This is a genomic window from Caulobacter sp. FG7 (assembly GCF_057808875.1).
In genome coordinates, this window is record NZ_JBMDIW010000029.1 from 1 (window position 1) to 19308 (window position 19308).

Consider the following 19308-nt stretch of genomic DNA (forward strand, 5'->3'; position numbering starts at 1 on the left):
GTTCGGCGCGGGCCACCTCGGTGCGGGCCGCCGGGGCGGGGGCCGGCGTCGCGGCGGGCGTCACGGCCGCCGGTTCGGGCATCGGGGCCGGGGTCGGCGCGGGCGCCGGCGTGGCCACCGGTTCGGCCTGCGCCACCTGCAGGCTCTCGCTCGACGAGGCCGGGGTCTGGGCCTGATTGCTCATGATCCCCCAGGCCAGGGCGCCGACGGCGACCACGGCGACCGGTGCGCCGATCAGCAGAGGCAGGTTGTTCGAAGACTTCTTCTTCCGCGTCGAGGTACGCGCATAGACCGGAGCTTGCGGAAACAGGGCCGAACCATCGCCGGCATTGGCGATCGCGGGTTCAGGACCATCGAGGTTCAAGGCAGGCATTTGGGTCCTCCTCAGCTTATCCTTGTCGAGATAAGTAACGGGAGGTTTCGAACGGGGTTCCTCATGACCCGGAATGGCGCCGTTTCTGCCGGATTCGGGCCGCAATTCTTGTGGCGCTTAATTTTCCCTCTCCCCTTGCGGGAGAGGGTGGCCTCCTGAAGGGAGGTCGGGTGAGGGGACTCTCAGAACCGTCCGCGCGACCCCTCATCCGTCATCCTCGGATGACACCTTCTCCCGCAAGGGGAGAAGGGGACTAGTAGCCCAGCGCCACCCCGTCCTTGCGCATCTCGGTCGCGGCCGCATAGCGCCCCGGCCAGCGCTCGATGGCCTGGTAGCCGCCGTAGCCGCCGGCGTCGGTCTTGAGCGTCCAGCCGATGGCTTCCAGCGCCTTGCGGGTCGCGGCCGGCACGCCGCTTTCAAGGTCGAGCGCGGCGATGTCCTCGGCGGCGATCCCGGTCGGCTCGGGCGAGCCGCCGTGGTGCCAGCGCGGCGCGTCGCCGGCTTCCTGCACGCCCAGGCCGAAGTCCACCATGTTGCTGATGGTCTGGGTCTGGCCCTGGGGCTGCATGTCGCCGCCCATGACCCCGAAGCTCAGCCACGGCTCGCCCTTGCGGGTGGCGAAGCCCGGAATGATCGTCTGGAAGGGGCGCTTGCCGGGCGCATAGACGTTGGGATGGCCGTCGGTCAGGGCGAACAGCTCGCCCCGGTCCTGGAACATGAAGCCCAGGCCGTCGGCCATCAGGCCCGAGCCCATGCCGCGATAGTTCGACTGGATGATCGACACCATCATCCCGTCCTTGTCGGCGGTGGTGAAATAGGTGGTGTCGCCCTTGCTGGGCGCCGTGCCCGGATAGCTCGGCGTCCAGATCTTGTCGGGACGGATCAGCCTGGCGCGCTCCTTGGCGTAGTCCTTGGAGATCAGCCACTCGATCGGCGACTTGTAGAAGTCCTGGTCGGCGTAGAAGCGGGCGCGGTCCTCGTAGGCCAGGCGCTTGGCCTCGACCGCGTGGTGGATCGCCTGGGCCGACTGGAAGCCCATGCCCGCCACGTCGAACTGTTCAAGGATGTTCAGCATCTGCAGGGTGGCGAGCCCTTGCGTGTTGTCGCCCAGGGCGTGGACGTCGACGCCGCGATAGCCGGTGGTGTGAACCGTGGTCCAGACCGAGCGGTGGGCGGAGAGGTCCGCCTTGGTCATCCAGCCGCCGATGCGTTTGAAATAGGCCTCGATCGTCGACGCGATCTCGCCCTCGTAGAAGGCCCGGCCGCCGCCTTGGGCGATCAGGCGATAGGTGCGGGCCAGCGCCGGGTTCTTGAAGATTTCGCCCTCGACGGGGGTCTTGCCCTGCGGCGCCCAGACCTTCTTGAAGTTCTCGACCTCCTCGATGTTGGAGGCGGGATTGGTGAAGCGGCGGTGGCTGCCGGCCAGGTAGAAGGCGACGTTCTGGGTGATCGGATGGCCTTCCTCGGCCGTGGCGATCGCCGGCTCGAACAACTCGGCCCACTTCAGCTTGCCGTAGCGCTCGTGCAGGGCCCGCCAGGCGTCGACCGCGCCGGGCACGCTGACGCTGACGGCGCCGTAGGAGGGGATCTTGCCGTCCTTGGCGCGGCCGCGAACGGTCTCCAGCGACAGGCCCTTGGGCGAGCGGCCCGAGCCGTTCAGGCCCACGACCTTGCGGGTCTTGGGATCCCACAGCAACACGTAGCAGTCGCCGCCGATGCCGCAGGCGATCGGTTCGCACAGGCCCAGCATGGCGTTGGCGGCGACCGCCGCGTCGGCCGCCGAGCCGCCCTTCTTCAGGACGGCGATGGCGGCCTGGGTGGCCAGCGGATGGGCCGTGGCCGCCGCGCCGTGGATGCCCCAGGCGGCCGAGCGCGAGGCGAAGGTCGCCCCGTCCACCCGGTCGCCGCCATGCACGTCGGGACGCTTACGGTTCGGGTTGGGGCCGGTGATGATCTGCGACTGCGCCAGGGCTTGGCCGGCAAAGGCGACGGCGGGCAGGGCGGCGAAGAAGGTGCGGCGGCGCATGTCTCAAGGTCCCCACGAAAACGGCGAGTCCGTTTCTAGGGGCGGCCGGCTGGGGAGGCTAGGCCATGCGCGAAAAGTGGGGAGCGGGGGTGAAGCCCCCTCCGGCCCTCCGGGCCACCTCCCCCAGAGGGGGAGGATCTATTGGCGTCGGCGCTCTTCGAGATGCTCCCCCTCTGGGGGAGCTGTCGCGGAGCGACTGAGGGGGTCACCCCAGCGCCAGGTCGTCCAGCTCCTTGCCCAGCACCAGGGCCAGGGCCTCGACCACCAGCACATGGTCCTGGCGTTGCGGCAGGCCCGAGACGGTGACCGCGCCGATGCAGCCCAGTCCCTTCACCAGCAGCGGAAAGCCGCCGCCGTGGGCCGCGTAGTCCCGCGTCGGCAGGCCGTGCTTGGCCTCCAGCGTCTCGCCCTTGGCCGCCAGCGACAGGCCGATCCCGTACGAGCTCCTGGAAAAGTGCAGTACGGTGTTGCGCTTGCGACGCAGCCAGTCCGTGTTCTCGCCGGTCGAGCCGGGCAGGGCGGCGTGGAACAGCGGGCGGTCGCGCAGCGAGACGTCGATGGCCAGCGGCGCCTTGCGGGCCAGGGCCGCGTCGCGCAGGCCCGCGCCCAGGGCCCAGGCGGTGTCGAGATCGAAGCGGGGGAAGACCAGGCTGGCCTCCTGGGCGGCGATGCGGTCCAGGTCGTCCTTGTGGCTCATCGCGCGGCCTCGACCGGCAGTTCGCGGCGTTCGGCGGCCGAGCGGGCGGCCAGGTCCAGCAGTTCCATGACCTGCAAGGCCTCTCGCGCCGGGACGGGATTGGCCGTGCCGGTCAGGATCGCATCGCGGATGCCGGCGTAGTAGGCCGCGTAGTCGCCGCGACGTCCCTCGACGACCTCGCTGCTCAGGGCGTCGCCGTCGGCGCGGGTCAGGGTCCCGGGGCGGGGGTCCAGGCCGAAGCCCTCGTCGGCGGGGGTGAGGCCGCGCTTGAGCGCGTCTTCCTGGGCGTCGAGGCCCCGCTTGACGAAGCTGCCCTTCGTGCCGTGCACGGCTAGGCGCAGGTCGGCCGCCGCGGTCAGCAGGCTGCCGTGCAGGATGACCCGCAGCGCCGGATAGCGCAGCGTCACGTGGAAATAGTCGTCGGCTCCGGCGCCCTGGCGCTGCACGCCGATGTCGGCGTTGATCGCCAGCGGCTGGCCAAAGAGCTGCAACGCCTGGTCCAGCAGGTGCGGGCCAAGGTCGAACCAGGCCCCGGCGCCCGGGCCGGCCCGCTCGCGCCAGCGGTCGCGGACCACCGGGCGGAAGCGGTCGAAGTGGCTTTCGTACTGGGTCACCTCGCCCAGCGCGCCATCGGCGATCAGGCCCTTCAGCGTCAGAAAGTCGGCGTCCCAGCGACGGTTGTGGAACACCGACAGCAGGCGGTCGTGGGTCTCGGCCGAGGCGATCAGGGCGCGGGCCTCGTCCAGGGTGACGGTGAACGGCTTGTCGATCACCACGTGCTTGCCGGCGGAAAGGGCAGCCTGGCCCTGCGGGGCGTGCAGGTCGTTGGGCGTGGCGACGACCACCAGGTCGATCGCCGGATCGGCCAGGGCCTCGTCGAGGCTGGCGACGACCTTGGCCTCGGGATGGTCGGCGGCGACCTTGACCGGGTCGCTCGACACCACGGTGTGCAGGACGAGGCCCGGCGTGGTGGTGATCAGCGGGGCGTGGAAGGTCTTGCCGACATAGCCATAGCCGACGAGGGCGACATTGAGCGGGGCGGTTGTGGTGGGAGACAACGTTGTCATCCATCTAATCTAGGCCGTGATCGCGGCGAGGTCACGGCGCCGGTAAGGGAAATGCACAACGAAAAAGCCCCCGGCGCGGCTGCGTCCGGGGGCTCGATTTCGGCGGAGAGGCGAAGATCAGATCTTCACCGGCTCCATCTTGGGGCTCAGCAGGTGCACCACCAGCAGGGCGATCAGGTAGGCCGTGCCGGCGACCACGAAGATCGGGGTGTAGGTGCCGATGTCCTCAAGCACCTTGCCGATGTATTTGGAGAACACCATGCCGCCCAGGGCGCCCAGCATGCCGCCGATGCCGACTACCGAGCCGACGGCGGCGCGCGGGAAGACGTCGGAGGGCAGGGTGTAGAGATTGGCGGAGAAGCCCTGGTGGGCCGCGGTCGCGACGCCGATGATCAGAACGGCCAGCCAGACGTTGCTGGCGAACGAGGCGAACATCACCGGCACGGCCAGCAGGGCGCAGACCAGCATGGTCGTCTTGCGGGCGGCGTTGATGCTCCAGCCGCGCTTCATCAGGTTCGACGACAGCCAGCCGCCGCCGACGCTGCCCACGTCGCTCAGCAGGTAGATCGCGATCAGCGGCGGGCCGAAGGTCTTGAGGTCCAGGCCGTAGCGCTTGCCCAGGAAGTCGGGCAGCCAGAACAGGAACATCCACCAGATCGGGTCGATCAGGAACTTGCCCAGCGAATAGGCCCAGGTCTCGCGCTTGGTCAGCAGCTTGGCCCAGCCGATCTTCTCGACGGGGTCGGCCGGATCCTGCTCGATGTGGGCCAGTTCGGCCGCGCCCAGCTTCTTGTGCTCGCGCGGGCGGCGGTAGACCAGGAGCCAGATCGGTAGCCAGATCAGACCGGCGACGCCGGTGACGATGAAGGCCATCTGCCAGCCGAAGGCCAGGGTGATGCCCGGCACGACCAGCGGGGTGACGATGGCGCCGATGTTGGTGCCGGCGTTGAAGATGCCGGTGGCGAAGGCGCGTTCCTTCTTGGGGAACCACTCGGCCACGGCCTTGATGCCGCCCGGGAAGCCGCCAGCCTCGCCGACGCCCAGGCCCATGCGGGCGAAGATGAAGCCCGACAGGCCGCGCGCGCCGGCGTGGGCGATGTGGGCGATCTGCCAGATGGCGAAGGCGATGCCGAAGCCCCAGCGGGCCCCGATCTTGTCCATGATCTTGCCCCACGCCAGGTAGGCGATGGCGTAGGAGAGCTGGAAGTAGAAGACGAGGTCGGCATAGTCGCCCTCGCTCCAGCCGAACTCCTTGGAGAGGTTCGGCTTGAGCAGGCCGATGGTCTGCCGGTCCACATAGTTGATGACCATCGCCGCGAACAGCAGGCTGACGATCACCCAGCGATAGCGCCCGATCTTTTCAGACGGCGCGGGGGCCGCGGATACGTCCATGGACTTCGTCTTCCTTACCCTAGTCTTTGTTTTGGTTTGTTGTTTGGGGGCGGCCCGCCGTCAGGCGGGGACCGCCCTGCAGCGGACCTCGCCCAGCGGGCCGAAGCTTATGGTCGACTCGTCGCCGGCGGCCACATCGTGGATGCCGGTGCTGGCGCCGGTGGTGACGATCATGCCCTTCTTCAGCGGCCGGCCGCGCGAGGCGACGTGGCCGAGCAGGAAGGCCAGGGCCGCCAGCGGCGAACCCGGGATCGAGGTCGCGCCGCCCTTGCCGACGCTGACGTCGTTGACGAAGGTCTCGGCCGGCATGGCTTCCCAGCCGATCTCGCGCCAGTTCTCGATGACCGGGCCCAGGATCTGACCGTCGTTGTTGCCGAAGTCAGAGACCACAATGGGCGGGCCCAGTTCGTTGATGGTCTTCAGGGGGCTGCCGGCGATCTCGACGCCCAGGATCAGCTCGCCGACATAGTCGGCGGCTTCTTCCGCCGTCCACTCGGTCTTGCCCTCGGGGGCGTCCTTGGAAAGGCGGATGATGAACTCGGCCTCGACCGCGGTGAAGCCACCGGCGATGGCGCGGAACGGGGTCGGCTCGGCGCCGGCGTCCCAGACGTTCTTCTTGAAGATGCAGCCGGCCAGGCGGTCGACGCCCAGGCGCTCGCGGTGCTGCGGGGGAACCAGGCCCACCTTCCAGCCGACCAGTTCGTCGGGCCAGAGGTCGATGGCGATGTCCTGCACCGCATAACCGTCGGCCATCGACTGGGGCAGGGCGCCGCCGGGATAGCCGGGAACCGAAACGCCCTTCTGGCGGGCTTCGACGAATTGGGGGGCGATCGACGCCGGTGCGAATAGGTCGCTTTGCGCCTCAGAAACGGTCACGCCGCGTAGCCTCCCTGGAATTACTCATGGCTGGCCCGTTCGTCGGACCTGCGCTGTCTCTAATGGAAACCGGTGTCATTGACAATTGGTCCACTGAAACACGTCAAGGCGCGAAGGGGAACCGTTCATGCGCTCGGAGACTCTTGTTTTCAGACAGGGATCGGGAAAATGGCGCAGTCGCAACTGACCGAATACCGCCGCAAGCGGGACTTCAAGAAGACGGCCGAACCGAGCGGCGAGCGCGCCGTGGCGGCCGCGCCGCACCTGCGATTCGTCATCCAGAAGCACGACGCCACCCGCCTTCACTACGACTTCCGGCTTGAGGTCGACGGGGTCCTGAAATCCTGGGCCGTGACGAAGGGGCCCTCGCTCGATCCGGCCGACAAGCGCCTGTCGGTCGAGGTCGAGGACCATCCGCTCGACTACGGCGACTTCGAGGGCACGATCCCCAAGGGTCAGTACGGCGGCGGCACGGTGCAGCTGTGGGATCGCGGCTACTGGGCGCCCGAGCCGGGCTTCGAGGATGTCGCAAAGGCCCTGAAGAAGGGCGAGCTGAAGTTCGTTCTGGAGGGCGAGCGCCTGCACGGCGGCTGGGTGCTGGTCCGCATGAAGCACGACCGCAACGCCAAGGGCGGAAAGGCAAGGCGGGCCAACTGGCTGCTTATCAAGCACCTGGACGAGGCCGCGCGGCCCGACAAGGGCGACGCCGTCCTGGAGGAGGACCGCTCGATCGCTTCGAACCGCAGCATGGCCGATATCGCGGCCGGCAAGGGCAGGTCGCCCAAGCCGTTCATTCTGAAATCGAAGGGCAAGGCCGACGCGGTCTGGAAATCCCGCACCAAGGCGGAGCGCGAGGCGCTGACCGAGGACGCCGAGGAGACGCGCAGCTTCGCGCCGGCCAAGAAGGCCAAGTCCGCCGCCATGCCGCGCTTTATCGAACCGCAGCTTTGCAAGTCGGTCGACCGTCCGCCAATGGGCGAAGGCTGGGGCCACGAGATCAAGTTCGACGGTTATCGGCTGCAGTTGTGCGTCGAGGACGGCCGCGCGGTCTTGCGCACCCGCAAGGGCCTCGACTGGACGGAGCGGTTCGCCGGCGTCGCCGAGGCGGCCGCCGACCTGCCCGACGCGATCATCGACGGCGAGGCGGCGGTGCTGGACGAGGCCGGCCAGCCCGACTTCGCGGCTTTGCAGGCTGCTCTGGCCGAAGGCGGGGAGGGCGAGATCATCTTCTTCGCCTTCGACCTGCTGTGCGCGGGTGGCGAGGACCTACGCGGCCTGCCGCTGCGCGAGCGCAAGGCGCGGCTGAAGGGTCTGCTGGGCGAGGACGAACCGCGCCTGCGCTATGTCGATCACTTCGAGACGGCCGGTGACGCGGTCCTGCTGTCGGCCTGCAAGCTGGAACTGGAAGGGATCATCTCCAAGCGCCTCGACGCGCCTTATCGCTCGGGCCGCAGCGAGACCTGGACCAAGGCCAAGTGCCGGGCCGGCCACGAGGTGGTGATCGGCGGCTGGACGACCACGGGGACCGCCTTCCGTTCGCTGATCGCCGGGGTCATGCGCGACGGCGAGCTCGTTCACGTCGGCCGTATCGGCACTGGCTTTGGCAAGGACAAGGTCGCCAAGTTGCTGCCGAAGCTGAAGGCGCTGGAGACCGACCGCTCGCCGTTCAAGGGCAAGGGCGCGCCGCGTGACGCCGCCAACATCCATTGGGTGAAGCCGCAACTGGTGGCCGAGATCGAATATGCCGGCTTCACAGGCGAGGGTGCGATCCGGCAGGCCGCCTTCAAGGGCCTGCGCGAGGACAAGCCCGCTTCGGAGGTCGAGGCCGACGCCGTGCCGGCCAGCAAGGCGGAACTGGCGGAGCCGAAGCCCAAGGTGGGGGCCAGGTCCGACAGCGTCGTGCTGGGCGTGGCGATCTCCAAGCCCGACAAGCCGCTGTGGCCCGACGCCGGCGACGGCGAGCCGGGGACCAAGCTGGATCTGGCCCGCTACTACGCCGCCGTGGGCGAGTGGATGCTGCCGCACATCCAGGGGCGTCCGGCTTCGGTGATCCGTGTGCCCGACGGGATCGACGGCGAGACCTTCTTCCAGCGCCACGCCATGCGCGGGATGTCGTCGCTGATCGAGACGGTGAAGGTCGACGGCGACCGCCAGCCCTACATCCGCTTCGACCGTGTCGAGGCCCTGGTCGCGGCCGCCCAGATCGCCGCCGTCGAGATCCATCCGTGGAACTGCCGGCCGGACGATCCGGAGGTCGCCGGCCGCCTGGTCTTCGACCTCGACCCCGCGCCGGAACTGACCTTCGACGACGTCATCGCCGCCGCCCGCGAGATGCGCGACCGGCTGGAGGAGCTGGGCCTTGCCTCGTTCTGCAAGACCACCGGCGGCAAGGGGCTGCACGTGGTCGCGCCGTTGTCCGACAAGGTTCCCTGGAACCAGGCCAAGGCCTTCGCCCGCGAGGTCTGCGCCCGCATGGCCGCCGACGAGCCCGACCGCTACCTGATCACCATGAGCAAGAAGGCCAGGGCGGGCCGGATCTTCCTCGACTATCTGCGCAACGACCGCACCAGCACGGCGGTCGCCCCGCTGTCGGCGCGGGCGCGGCCGGGGGCGACGGTGTCGATGCCGCTGAACTGGACGCAGGTGAAGGCGGGCCTGGATCCGGCGCGGTTCACGATCCGCACCGCGCCCGACCTGATCGCCAGGAGCACGGCCTGGGCCGACTATGCGGAGGCGGCACGGCCGCTGAAGGCGGCGATCAAGCGGCTGGGGTAAAGGGTTGCCCCGCGCCCCCGCATCGTGACACCACCATGTGGTGACGATCGCGGCGACCAAGGACGAAGGACGGTTCACCGCCCTGGACGGGCTGCGCGGCGTCGCGGCCCTGGGCGTGCTGCTCTACCACATCGCCGACTGGTCGGGTCGGCGCGGACATTTCGCGCACGGCTACCTGGCGGTCGATTTCTTCTTCTGTCTCAGCGGCTTCGTGCTGGCCCATGCCTTCGAACAGCGGCGCATCGGCTTTGGCAAGTATCTGGTCGCCCGCTGGGTGCGAGTCTGGCCGATGCTGGCCATCGCCACCGTCGCCGGCGCGCTTCTGACCGGCAAGGGCGACGCCGAAACCTGGATCGACTTCGCCAAGGGCCTGCTGCTGATCCCCAAGTTCGCGCCGATGGAGGCGGGGACGTTCCCGTCACTGTTTCCCTTCAACCCGCTGGCCTGGTCGCTGTGCCTGGAGGTGCTGGTCAGCCTGGCCTGGTATCCGTTCCGCCGCGCGCCGGACATGGCGGTGATCATGTTCATCCTGATGTCGGGCGCGGCCCTGCTGTTCGTGGCCATCGGCATGGGCGGATTGCAGACCGGCTGGGACCAGGCGACCTTCGGCCTGGGCGTGTTGCGCGCGGCCTTTCCATTCGCCATCGGCTGGATGTGCTGGCGCCATCGCGCCGCCTTCGCCGCCCGCAAGACCTGGCTGCCGACGGCGCTTCTGCTGGTCGTGCTGGTCCTGCCGGTGTGGCCAAGCCGCGTGGCCAACGGTCTCTATGACTTCGCCTGCAGCACCTTGCTCTTCCCGGTGCTGGTGCTGCTGGGCGCCTATGATCCCGGCGGCCGGCTGGCCAAGCTGTGCGAGCGGCTGGGCGGGGTGTCCTATCCGCTCTACGCCCTGCACTGGGCGTTCTGGTACGTGATGATCTCGATCTATCCGAACGGCTGGAAGCGCGACCTGCCGCTGTGGTTCTGCGTCCTGGCCTTCTTCGTGCTGCCGACGGCCTCGTGGGCCGCCTGGCGCTGGGTGGAGACCCCGCTGCGCGATCGTCTCAAGCGACTGACCGGAACCTGAGATGAGAAAATCGTCGCTCGCTGGTGTGCATCCGGCGAGGATGTGCGTCATGCACTCCGGGAAAGCTGTCGAGACGGACCGTGCGGGCCAAGAGTGAACAGGACCTGGGGAGCTTGGATCGGCGCTATCGGCCAGCGCTGATGGCGTTCTTCATGCGCCGCGCCGCCAGCCACAGCGACGCCGAGGACATGACCCAGGAGCTGTTCGCCAAGCTGGCCCTGACCGACGGCGAGCGGGCGATGGACAATGCCGACGCCTACATCTTCCAGATGGCCGCCAACCTGCTGCGAGACCGCGCCCGGCGTGAGCGCGTGCGCTCGAGCTACAGCGCGGCGATCCGAGCCGAGCCGCTGGACCTGGAGCCCCTCGATCCCGCCCGCGTGCTGATGGGGCGCGAGCGCCTGGGCGAGGTGTCCGACGCCCTGCGCGAACTGCCCGAGCGCACTCGGGCCATCTTTCTGCTGTTTCGGCTGGAGGGCATGAAGCAGGCCGAGCTCGCCGAGCTCTACGGCATGACCACCAGCGGCGTGCAGAAGCATATTCTCAAGGCCATGGGCCACCTGACCAAGCGTACGAGGGCCGGGGAATGAGCGGGCCCGACATGAACCACACGCCGGCCGAGGAGGCCCTGGATGCGGCCGCCGCCTGGTGCGTGCGCCTGGCCGAAGGCGAGTTGTCGCTCGCCGAGCAACACGAGCTCGAGGCCTGGTTCGCCGCCGATCCGCAGCATCGCGCCTTGCTGGACGACGCGGTCAGCGCCTGGCGCGCGGTGGACGAACAGGCCATGAGCCCGGGCATGGTCGCCCTGCGCGGCGAGGCTCTGGAAGACCTGCGCCGGGCGCAGCAGGCGCGATGGTCGCGCAGGCCCGGCCGTCGCGCGGTGATCGGCGGCGCCATCGCCGCCTGCCTCGTGGCCGCCCTGGCCGGCGGCGGGTTCGCCTGGCGGGCCAGCCTGCCGGACGTCTATCGCACCACCGAGGGCGAGCGTCGCATCGTCGAACTGCCCGACGGGTCGCGCGCCTCGCTGGACGCGGCCACCGTGCTGCGCGTGCGCTATGACGGCGGACGTCGCCGGCTGTGGCTGGAGGAGGGGCGCGCCAAGTTCTCGGTGGCCAAGGATCCGCTGCGGCCGTTCTCGGTGGCCGCCGACGGCAAGTTGGTGGTGGCGACCGGCACGACGTTCAGCGTCGAGCGACTGCCGGGCCAGATGCGCGTGGTGCTCTACGAGGGCCACGTCGCCGTGTTGGACGGCGAGGGCGCGCGGGGCCGTCCGCCGCCGTCTCTGAAGGTCGATGGCGCGCCGGCCGAGCGCCTGCTGACGCCCGACCACGAACTAGTCGCCTCGACGACCTCTGACGCGACTGTGGTCTCAGCCACTGATCCCTCGCGCGCCGCCTCCTGGGAGAGCGGCCAGCTGGTGTTCCAGGACGAACCCATGGACCTCGCCGTCGAGCGGGTGAACCGCTACGCTCGCGAGAAGCTGCGGATCGCCGATCCGGCCGTGGGGCGCCTGAAGATCAGCGGCGTCTTCACCTCGGGCGACACGCGCGCCTTCGTCGACGGCGTCACAGCCGTGCTGCCGGTGCGGGCCGAGCCGGCTTCGGGCGAGACGGTGCTGCGGATCGCCAGGGGGCAAAGTGGCCGGGGGCAAAAAAAGATCAGCGGCGCTGGTGAGTCTTCCGCCGACTGAGGCGTCTCACTGACCAAAGCGCCGCCAAAGAACAATGATCGGCGCGAGGGAGGGAAGTGATGCGCAAGAGCTTCGACCGCCGCCTCGTCTGGGGCTCCACCACCGCCGCCGCCGTCCTGGCGGCCCTGATCGCGCCGAGCGCCGGCTACGCCCAGGCGCGGACGACCTACAGCTTCGACATTCCGGCCCAGGACCTGGGCGGCGCCCTGCGCGCCTTCGGTCGCGTGTCGGGCCAGCAGCTGGCCTTCGACGAGACCCAGCTGCGCGGCAAGCGCAGCGCCGGCCTGAAGGGCAGCTATTCGGCCGAAGAGGGTCTCAAGCGCCTGCTGGCCGGATCCGACATGGTGGCCCAGCCCACCGCCAGCGGCGTCTACGCCATCCGCGGCCGCAGCCTGCTGGTCGCCGCCAGCGCTTCGGCCCAGGCCGCCCCGGCCGTCGCCGCCGAGCCTCCGGCCCAGCCCGAGGCGCCTTCGGAAGTGGAAGAGGTCATCGTCGTCGGCACCCCCGGCGGGGCCGGCATCGACAAGCTGTCGGCAAGCTTCGCGGTCAGCACCGTCAACGCCGCCGACATCACCAAGGCCTCGCCCAAGTCGAGCGCCGAGCTGCTGGCCCTGGTGCCTGGCGTCTGGGTCGAGACCTCGGGCGGCGTGGCCGGGGCCAACGTCTTCGTGCGCGGCTTTCCCGCCACCGGCGACGCCGAGTTCCTGACCATCCAGCTGCAGGGCGCGCCGATCTATCCGCCCTCGACCCTGTCGTTCCTCGAGAACTCGTCGATCTTCCGCGTCGACGAGACCATCTCACGGATGGAGGCCCTGCGCGGCGGCCCCAACCCGATCTTCTCCAACGGCCAGCCGGGCCTGACGACCAACTTCATGCTCAAGGAGGGCGGCGAGGAGACCAAGGGTCTGGTGAAGGCCTCGACCTCCGACTACGGCCTGCGCCGCGTCGACGGCGTGGTCAGCGGCAAGCTGGCCGACGACCTGTTCTTCATAGTCGGCGGCTATGTCGCCCGCTCGCCGGGCATCCGCGACACGCAGTTCGACAGCGAGAAGGGGCAGCAGTTCACGGTGAACCTCACCAAGAAGCTGGAGAACGGCAAGATCAACCTCTACGCCCGCGCCACCGACGACCACGGCGCCTGGTACCTGCCATTCGCGATCAACGTGCCCGGCGTCGACAAGGGGACCTACACCCAGCTGGGCGAGCTTTCGCGCCACCAGACCCTGCAGGTGCACGCCAACGGCGCGACCCGCAGCTTTGATCTGGCCGACGGCCGCGGCTGGAAGGGCTATGTCGCCGGCGGCAGCTTCGAGCACGAGTTCGGCGACGGCTGGACGGTGCGCGACCGCTTCAGCTTCACCAAGGGCGACGCCAACACCTACGGCCTGGTGCCCGACGGCGGGGCGGTGACGGCTTCGTCGGTGGTCACGGTCATCGGCGGTGCGGTGGTGACGCGCGGCGGAACCACGCTGGGCGCCAACGACTACGTGCAGGCCTGGGGCGCCTGGATCGTCGAGAAGGAGATCGAGGCGCTGACCAACGACTTCAGCGTCTCCAAGACCTTCGGGGCGCACGAGGTCTCGGCCGGTTACTACGCCTCCAGCTTCTCGTCGGACGACTTCTGGACCATCGGCAACTTCCGTCCGATGCAGGTGAAGGCCAACGGCGACTACCTGGCCGCCAATGTCAGCTGCGCCAACCTGGCCACGGCGGGCAGCGGCACGGGCTGTTGGAACTATGGCCTGGTCTCGGCCGGCGACGGGCGGGTGGACGCGCTGTACCTCGCGGACGCCTGGCAGGCCACCGAAGCCCTGCGTATCGACCTCGGCTTGCGCCGCGAACGCTTCAAGACCGACTACGTGGTCGACGATGGAAACGGCTATCCGGACGGCCTGGCCATCCGCACCACCGACTACAGCCAGAGCAAGACGTCCTACACGGTGGGCGCCAACTACGACCTCAACGAGGTCTCGGGCGTCTTCGTGCGCTATTCGCGGGGCTACAAGTTCCCCAGCTTCGACAACTTCCGCGAAAACCTGACCGACACCCTGAAGGTCGACCAGTACGAGCTGGGCTACAAGCTGCGCAGCGGGCCGTTCGAGCTCTACGCCACCGGCTTCGCCAACGAGTTCAAGGGCGCCAAGTTCGCCGACGTCGGCGGCATCCAGGAAAGCAACACCAACAAGGCTCACGGCATCGAGCTCGACGGCCGCTGGCGGTCGGACTTCGGCCTGTCGCTGGCCCTGAACGGCACCTTCCAGAAGACCGAGATCAAGCAGTCCTCGATCCCGGCCAACGCCGGCAACAGCGCCCAGCGCCAGCCCGACTGGCAGATCCGCTTCACGCCCAGCTGGGACGTGCAGCTGGGAACTGTCGACGCCACCTTCTACGGCACGCTCAGCGCCGTGGACGACCGCTATGGCGACAACGCCAACACCCAGGTGCTGAAGGGCTACGAGAAGCTGGATCTCGGCGCGATCTTCCGGGTGGGCGCCTTCGACGTGCAGGTCGCCGGCGACAATCTCACCGACAGCCACGGCCTGACAGAGGGCGACCCGCGCTCGACCAGCGGGGCCAACGCCCGGCCGATCCTGGGTCGCTCGGTGCGCTTGAGCGTCGGCTACAACTTCTGAGGCCTTCGCGGGTTCTGTCCTGCAACGGTTCCTGCGCGCGGGCCGGCTTCCTCCCTGCCGGTCCGCGTTTCTTTTCTTCAATGAGGCTCCGATGATCCGCGCCCGCCTGCTCGCCGTCGTTTCCGCAGCGGCCTGGACGGCCATCACGCCGTTCGCTCTGGCCCAGACGCCGGCCGCGGAGATCCCGACGCCGGCGGACACCTATCAGGAGCTCTTCCACCAGGTGCAGACCCGGCGGCTGTTTCCCGACGGCAAGACCTTCGTGGACGCCACGCCCAAGCGCGATCCGGCCGCGATCCTGAAAGACTACCGCGCCAAAGCCCGCTTCAGCGACGCGGAACTGAAGCGCTTCGTGCGCGCCAACTTCGTCGTGCCGGAGGCCGGCGCTGCGCCCGCGCCCAGCGCCGAGCGCACCACGTTGAAGGCCCACGTCGCGCAGCTTTGGCCGCACCTCACCCGCGATCCGGTGAAGCCGGTGGCCGGCGGCTCTGCCCTGGCGATGGACAAGCCGTTCGTCGTGCCGGGGGGACGCTTTCGCGAAATCTACTACTGGGACAGCTACTTCACGATGCTGGGCCTGAAGCTCGACGGGCGTTCGGACCTGGTCGAGAACATGATCGACGACTTCGGCGGCTTGATCGACGCCTACGGCCACATCCCCAACGGCGCGCGCACCTATTATCTCAGCCGCTCGCAGCCGCCGTTCTTCTACGCCATGGTCGGGCTGTCGGATGCGACCGACACGTCGGTGGTCAAGGCGCGTGTCGATCTGATGCGGCGCGAGCACGCCTTCTGGATGGACGGTGAGAGGACCGTGACCCCTGGGAAAGCGTATCGCCGCGTCGTCGCCCTGCCGGGCGGGGCGGTGCTGAACCGCTATTACGACGATCGCGTCACGCCGCGCGACGAGTCCTACCGCGAGGACTTGGAGACGGCCCGCGAGGCGTCGCTGGCCACGGGCCGTCCGCCCGCCGAGGTATTCCGAGACCTCCGGGCCGGGGCCGAGAGCGGCTGGGATTTCTCGTCGCGCTGGATGGCCGACGGCGAGCACCTGAAGACCATCCGCACCACGGCGATCGTTCCCGTCGACCTCAACAGCCTGATGTACGGCCTGGAGGCTGCGATATCGGCCGGATGCGCCCGGATCGCGGACGGCCCTTGCGTCGCCGAGTTCGACGGCCGGGCCAAGGCCCGCAAGGCGGCGATGGACGCGGTGCTGTGGGACGCCGCGCGGGGCGTCTATCTCGACTACCTGTGGACCGGGGGGGAGCGGATCGACACCGTCAGCGCCGCGACCCTCTATCCCTTGTTCGTCGGCGCGGCCTCGCCGGATCAGGCCAAGGCGGTGGCGAGCGCGACCCGCGCCCAGTTGCTGGCCTCGGGCGGCCTGCGCACCACGGCCAATCGCACTGGCCAGCAGTGGGATACGCCCAATGGCTGGGCGCCGTTACAGTGGGTGGCGGTCGCCGGCCTGCGCCGCTACGGCGAAACCCAGCTGGCGGCCGATATTTCAAGCCGCTGGCTCACCACGGTCGAGCGCGAATATCGGGCCAGCGGCAAGATGCTGGAGAAGTACGACGTCGAGGAAGCCAAGGCCGGCGGGGGCGGGGAGTACCCACTGCAGGACGGCTTCGGCTGGACCAACGGCGTGACCCGGGCGCTCCAGGAGAGCCGTTGAGGCGCGAACTTCCAGCTGTCGTCATCCCGGGCGGAGGTGCGGAGCGCCGCAGACCCGGGACCCAGGGGACTGGGCGCTGATTTTGGGTTCGCCGCCTACACTAGCAGGCGCAATGCGCCGGCTCCTGGGTCCCGGATAACGGCTTCGCCGTTTCCGGGATGACGAGGATGATGATCCAGCAGAGTGTGGAAAATCAAAGCTCCGGCTCGTCGCCGCCCAGGCGCTCGATCTCGGCGACCAGGCCGTCGATGTCGAGGATGGTCAGGGTGCGGCCCTGCTTGGCGATCAGGTTGCGGCTTTCCAGCCGGTTCAGCTCGCGGGTCACGGCCTCGCGCTGGGCGCCGGCCAGGACGGCGATCTCGGCGTGGGTCGGGGCGCGCACCAGCACCGTGCGGTTGTCCTCGATGCCGACGTCGGTGGCCAGGCGCAGGAGCTCCATCTGCACGCGACAGGGGGCCGAGACGGCGTTCAGCTCGAACACCCGGCTGCTGAGCGCCCGCACCATGGCGGCCAGGTCCTCCATCACCGCGCGGGTGAAGTTGGGCGAGCCGGCCATCAGTTCGGCGACCAGCGGCTCGGGAAGGCGGCCCACCACGGCTTCGGTCAGGGCGGTGACGTTGGCCGAGCGCGGCAGGCGGTCGATGGCGGCGATCTCGCCGAAATAGGAGCCCGGCTGCAGCCGGCGATAGCCGACTTCGCGGCCCGAGCGCGCGTACTGGTTCACCAGCAGGAGGCCCTGCACGACGACATAGATCGCGCCGCCCGGATCGTGGCGCTGCACCAGTCGCGCGCCGCGGCGCACCGACAGGATTTCGATGCGCGAGGCCAGGGCCTCGACCTCGGCGGGAGGCATGTGACGCAGCAGCCGGCAGCCGGCCAAGGCCTGCAGGCGTGAAGCCTGATCGCCGAAGCCTGCCGCGTTCGAAGCGCCAGCGGTGGCGGCGTTCGCGGAAGAGTCCATAATCGCCGCTCCTGAGTTCGCGTACGGGGAGAGTCGAGGGGCAATGGGGGACTTAAACTACAAGGCCTTCATCAGCTACAGCCATGGCGACGGCAAGCTGGTCGATTGGCTGCACAAGCGGCTGGAAGCCTATCGCCCGCCAAGGGGCGTGGGTCCGGCGGACGCACGTCCGCTGCGTCCGATCTTCCGCGATCGGGCCGAGCTTTCGGCCGCCGCCGATCTGGGCGGGGCGATTCGCGAAGCGCTGGATCGTTCCGAGCACCTGATCGTGGTCTGTTCCGAGGCCTCCCGCCGCTCGAAATGGGTCGGCGAGGAGATCCGTCACTTCCTGTCCACCCACGGTCCCCAGCGGGTGATCTGCGTGCTGGTCGATGCGCCCGAGGGCGGCGGCGAGGTGATCGACTGCCTGCCGCCGGTGCTGCGTGAGGCCTTCCCGCCTGGCGGCGAGCCCTTGGCCGCCGACCTGCGTCCGGGGGGCGATGGCCGTCGCCTGGCCTTCCTGAAGGTCGCTTCGACGCTGCTGGGGGTGCGGCTCGACAACCTGATCCAGCGCGACGCCCGTCGGCGTCAGCGCTGGATGGCCGCCACCACGACCGGCGCGCTCGGCGTCGCCGTCGTCACCGGGGCCCTGGCGGTGGTCGCCTTCGACGCCCGTCGCGAGGCCGAGGCCCAGCGCGCCGAGGCCGAGGACCTGGTGGCCTACATGCTGGGCGACCTGCGCAAGAAGCTTGAGCCGGTCGGGCGCCTGGACGTGCTCGACGGCGTCGGCGCCCGGGCCCTGGCGCACTACGCCCATGTCGACGCTCGCGACCTGGACGACGAGGACCTGTCGCAGCAGGCCAAGGCCCAGACCCTGCTCGGCGAGATTCGCGACAAGCGCGGCGACCTGAAGGGCGCGCGGCAGGCCTTCTCGCAGGCGGCCCTGACCTCCGAGGCGCTGTCGAACCGCAATCCGCAGGACGGCAAGCGCCTCTACGACCACGCGCAGAACGTCTTCTGGTTGGCCTATGTCGACTGGCGGCTGGCTCGCACGGCCGACGCCGAGGCGGGCTTCCGGCGCTATGGCGAACTGGCCGAGCGGCTGACCAAGCTCGATCCGACCAATCTCGATTGGCGGATGGAGGTCGCCTACGCGCGCAACAACCTGGGCACGCTGCTGCTGGACGAGGGTCGCAGCAAGGACGCCCTGGCGGCCTTCGACGACGCCCGTGTCCGCTTCGAGGCGGCGACCAAGGCTTCGCCCGACGCGGTTCAGCCGGTGAAGGACCTCGCGGACGCCCACGCCTGGCTTTCGGACACCCACTATCGATCGGGCAACCTGGCGCAGGCCTACGAGCAGCGCGCGATCGCCCAGTCCATCGTGGCCGGGCTTCTGAAGAGGGATCCCGAAAACCGGCCGATGGCCGCCAAGCTCTATGCCGGACAGTTGGCCCTGGCCCGCCGGGCTCTGGACCTGGGCCGCGTCGACGAGGCGCGCCGGCTGGTCGATGGCGCCCGGCGGGGCTTCCGCGACCTGACCGCCCTGGATCCGGAGAACGCCAACTGGCTGGACTACGCGGCCAATGTGGAGCTCGACGCCTTCGACGTCGCCTTCGCCGCCGGCGATCTGCCGGCCGCGCGCGCGGCCCATGCCGAGGCGGTGCGCCGTATCGAGCGACTGCGGTCGCTCAATCCCGAAGTCTATGCCTGGATGGCGCGGCTGAACGGAAAGCTCAGGGTGCAGGCGATCCGCCTGGCCGAGAGGGACCGCAAGCCCGAGGCGGCTGTCGCGGCCGCGCGCGAGATCGAGCAGTCGCTGGCGAGCCGCAAGAAGGGGGATGGCGACGCCCAGCTGGAGCAATGGCTGCTCGGCGTGGCTCATCTGGCGCAGGGGCGCTCGGCCGAGGTGATCGGCCTGCTGGGGCCACGCCGTGAGACCCTGTCGCCCGAGACGCTCTACGTCCTGGCCCGCGCCCTGCATGGCCAGGGAAGAATTTCCGAGGCCTCGGCCATAGTGAACAAACTTCGTTTACACGGTTATGCGAGACCCGACTTCGTTGCGTTTTCACGCGATTCATCTTTAGGTTAACTCGCC

General features: G+C 69.2%; 13 protein-coding genes and 1 pseudogene. 7 read left to right on the top strand and 7 right to left on the bottom strand.

What is annotated here, in order from left to right; genetic code table 11:
• The 6 genes and pseudogenes from ACODR1_RS20045 to ACODR1_RS20070 form a co-directional block, all read right to left on the bottom strand.
• A pseudogene (locus ACODR1_RS20045) lies at positions 1-373 on the bottom strand (hypothetical protein); the annotation flags it as partial.
• Positions 374-626: 253 nt separating this feature from the next.
• On the bottom strand, positions 627-2399 hold the full coding sequence (gene ggt, locus ACODR1_RS20050; protein WP_488882032.1) for a gamma-glutamyltransferase: 1773 nt from the start codon (positions 2397-2399) through the stop codon (positions 627-629).
• Positions 2400-2604: 205 nt separating this feature from the next.
• Positions 2605-3096, bottom strand: coding sequence for a heme-degrading domain-containing protein (locus tag ACODR1_RS20055; protein WP_488882033.1), 492 nt, complete (start codon positions 3094-3096; stop codon positions 2605-2607).
• Entirely contained in the window at positions 3093-4154 is a 1062-nt protein-coding gene (locus tag ACODR1_RS20060) for an oxidoreductase (RefSeq protein ID WP_488882034.1), read from the bottom strand. The genes ACODR1_RS20055 and ACODR1_RS20060 overlap by 4 nt, the downstream gene beginning before the upstream one ends.
• Before the next feature lie 126 nt (positions 4155-4280).
• A complete protein-coding gene (locus tag ACODR1_RS20065) occupies positions 4281-5555 on the bottom strand; it encodes an MFS transporter (RefSeq protein ID WP_488882035.1) in 1275 nt (424 codons plus the stop codon).
• A 60-nt stretch (positions 5556-5615) separates the two neighbouring features.
• Entirely contained in the window at positions 5616-6431 is an 816-nt protein-coding gene (locus ACODR1_RS20070) for a 2-keto-4-pentenoate hydratase (RefSeq protein ID WP_488882036.1), read from the bottom strand.
• Positions 6432-6599: 168 nt separating this feature from the next.
• Here ACODR1_RS20070 and ligD point away from each other — a divergent pair, with 168 nt between their 5' ends.
• From ligD to treF, 6 genes are all read left to right on the top strand, one after another.
• Positions 6600-9206, top strand: coding sequence for a DNA ligase D (gene ligD / locus ACODR1_RS20075; RefSeq protein WP_488882037.1), 2607 nt, complete (start codon positions 6600-6602; stop codon positions 9204-9206).
• Positions 9207-9243: 37 nt separating this feature from the next.
• On the top strand, positions 9244-10272 hold the full coding sequence (locus ACODR1_RS20080) for an acyltransferase family protein (RefSeq protein ID WP_488882038.1): 1029 nt from the start codon (positions 9244-9246) through the stop codon (positions 10270-10272).
• Between the two features lie 152 nt (positions 10273-10424).
• Positions 10425-10862: an RNA polymerase sigma factor gene (locus ACODR1_RS20085; RefSeq protein WP_488882039.1), complete on the top strand. Its 438-nt coding sequence runs from the start codon at positions 10425-10427 to the stop codon at positions 10860-10862.
• Entirely contained in the window at positions 10859-11962 is a 1104-nt protein-coding gene (locus ACODR1_RS20090) for a FecR family protein (protein ID WP_488882040.1), read from the top strand. Before ACODR1_RS20085 ends, ACODR1_RS20090 begins: the two co-directional genes overlap by 4 nt.
• A gap of 59 nt (positions 11963-12021) precedes the next feature.
• Positions 12022-14595 carry a TonB-dependent receptor gene (locus tag ACODR1_RS20095; protein WP_488882041.1) on the top strand — a complete coding sequence of 858 codons (2574 nt, stop codon included), beginning with the start codon at positions 12022-12024 and terminating at the stop codon, positions 14593-14595.
• Between the two features lie 91 nt (positions 14596-14686).
• Positions 14687-16273 (top strand): alpha,alpha-trehalase TreF, encoded by a 1587-nt coding sequence (gene treF, locus ACODR1_RS20100; protein WP_488882042.1) that lies wholly within the window; start codon positions 14687-14689, stop codon positions 16271-16273.
• Positions 16274-16466: 193 nt separating this feature from the next.
• Here treF and ACODR1_RS20105 read toward each other — a convergent pair whose 3' ends face one another.
• Positions 16467-17234, bottom strand: coding sequence for a Crp/Fnr family transcriptional regulator (locus tag ACODR1_RS20105; protein ID WP_488882043.1), 768 nt, complete (start codon positions 17232-17234; stop codon positions 16467-16469).
• Positions 17235-17277: 43 nt separating this feature from the next.
• Between ACODR1_RS20105 and ACODR1_RS20110 the strand changes: the two genes are divergently transcribed.
• Positions 17278-19302, top strand: coding sequence for a TIR domain-containing protein (locus tag ACODR1_RS20110; protein ID WP_488882044.1), 2025 nt, complete (start codon positions 17278-17280; stop codon positions 19300-19302).
• Positions 19303-19308 lie beyond the last annotated feature (6 nt).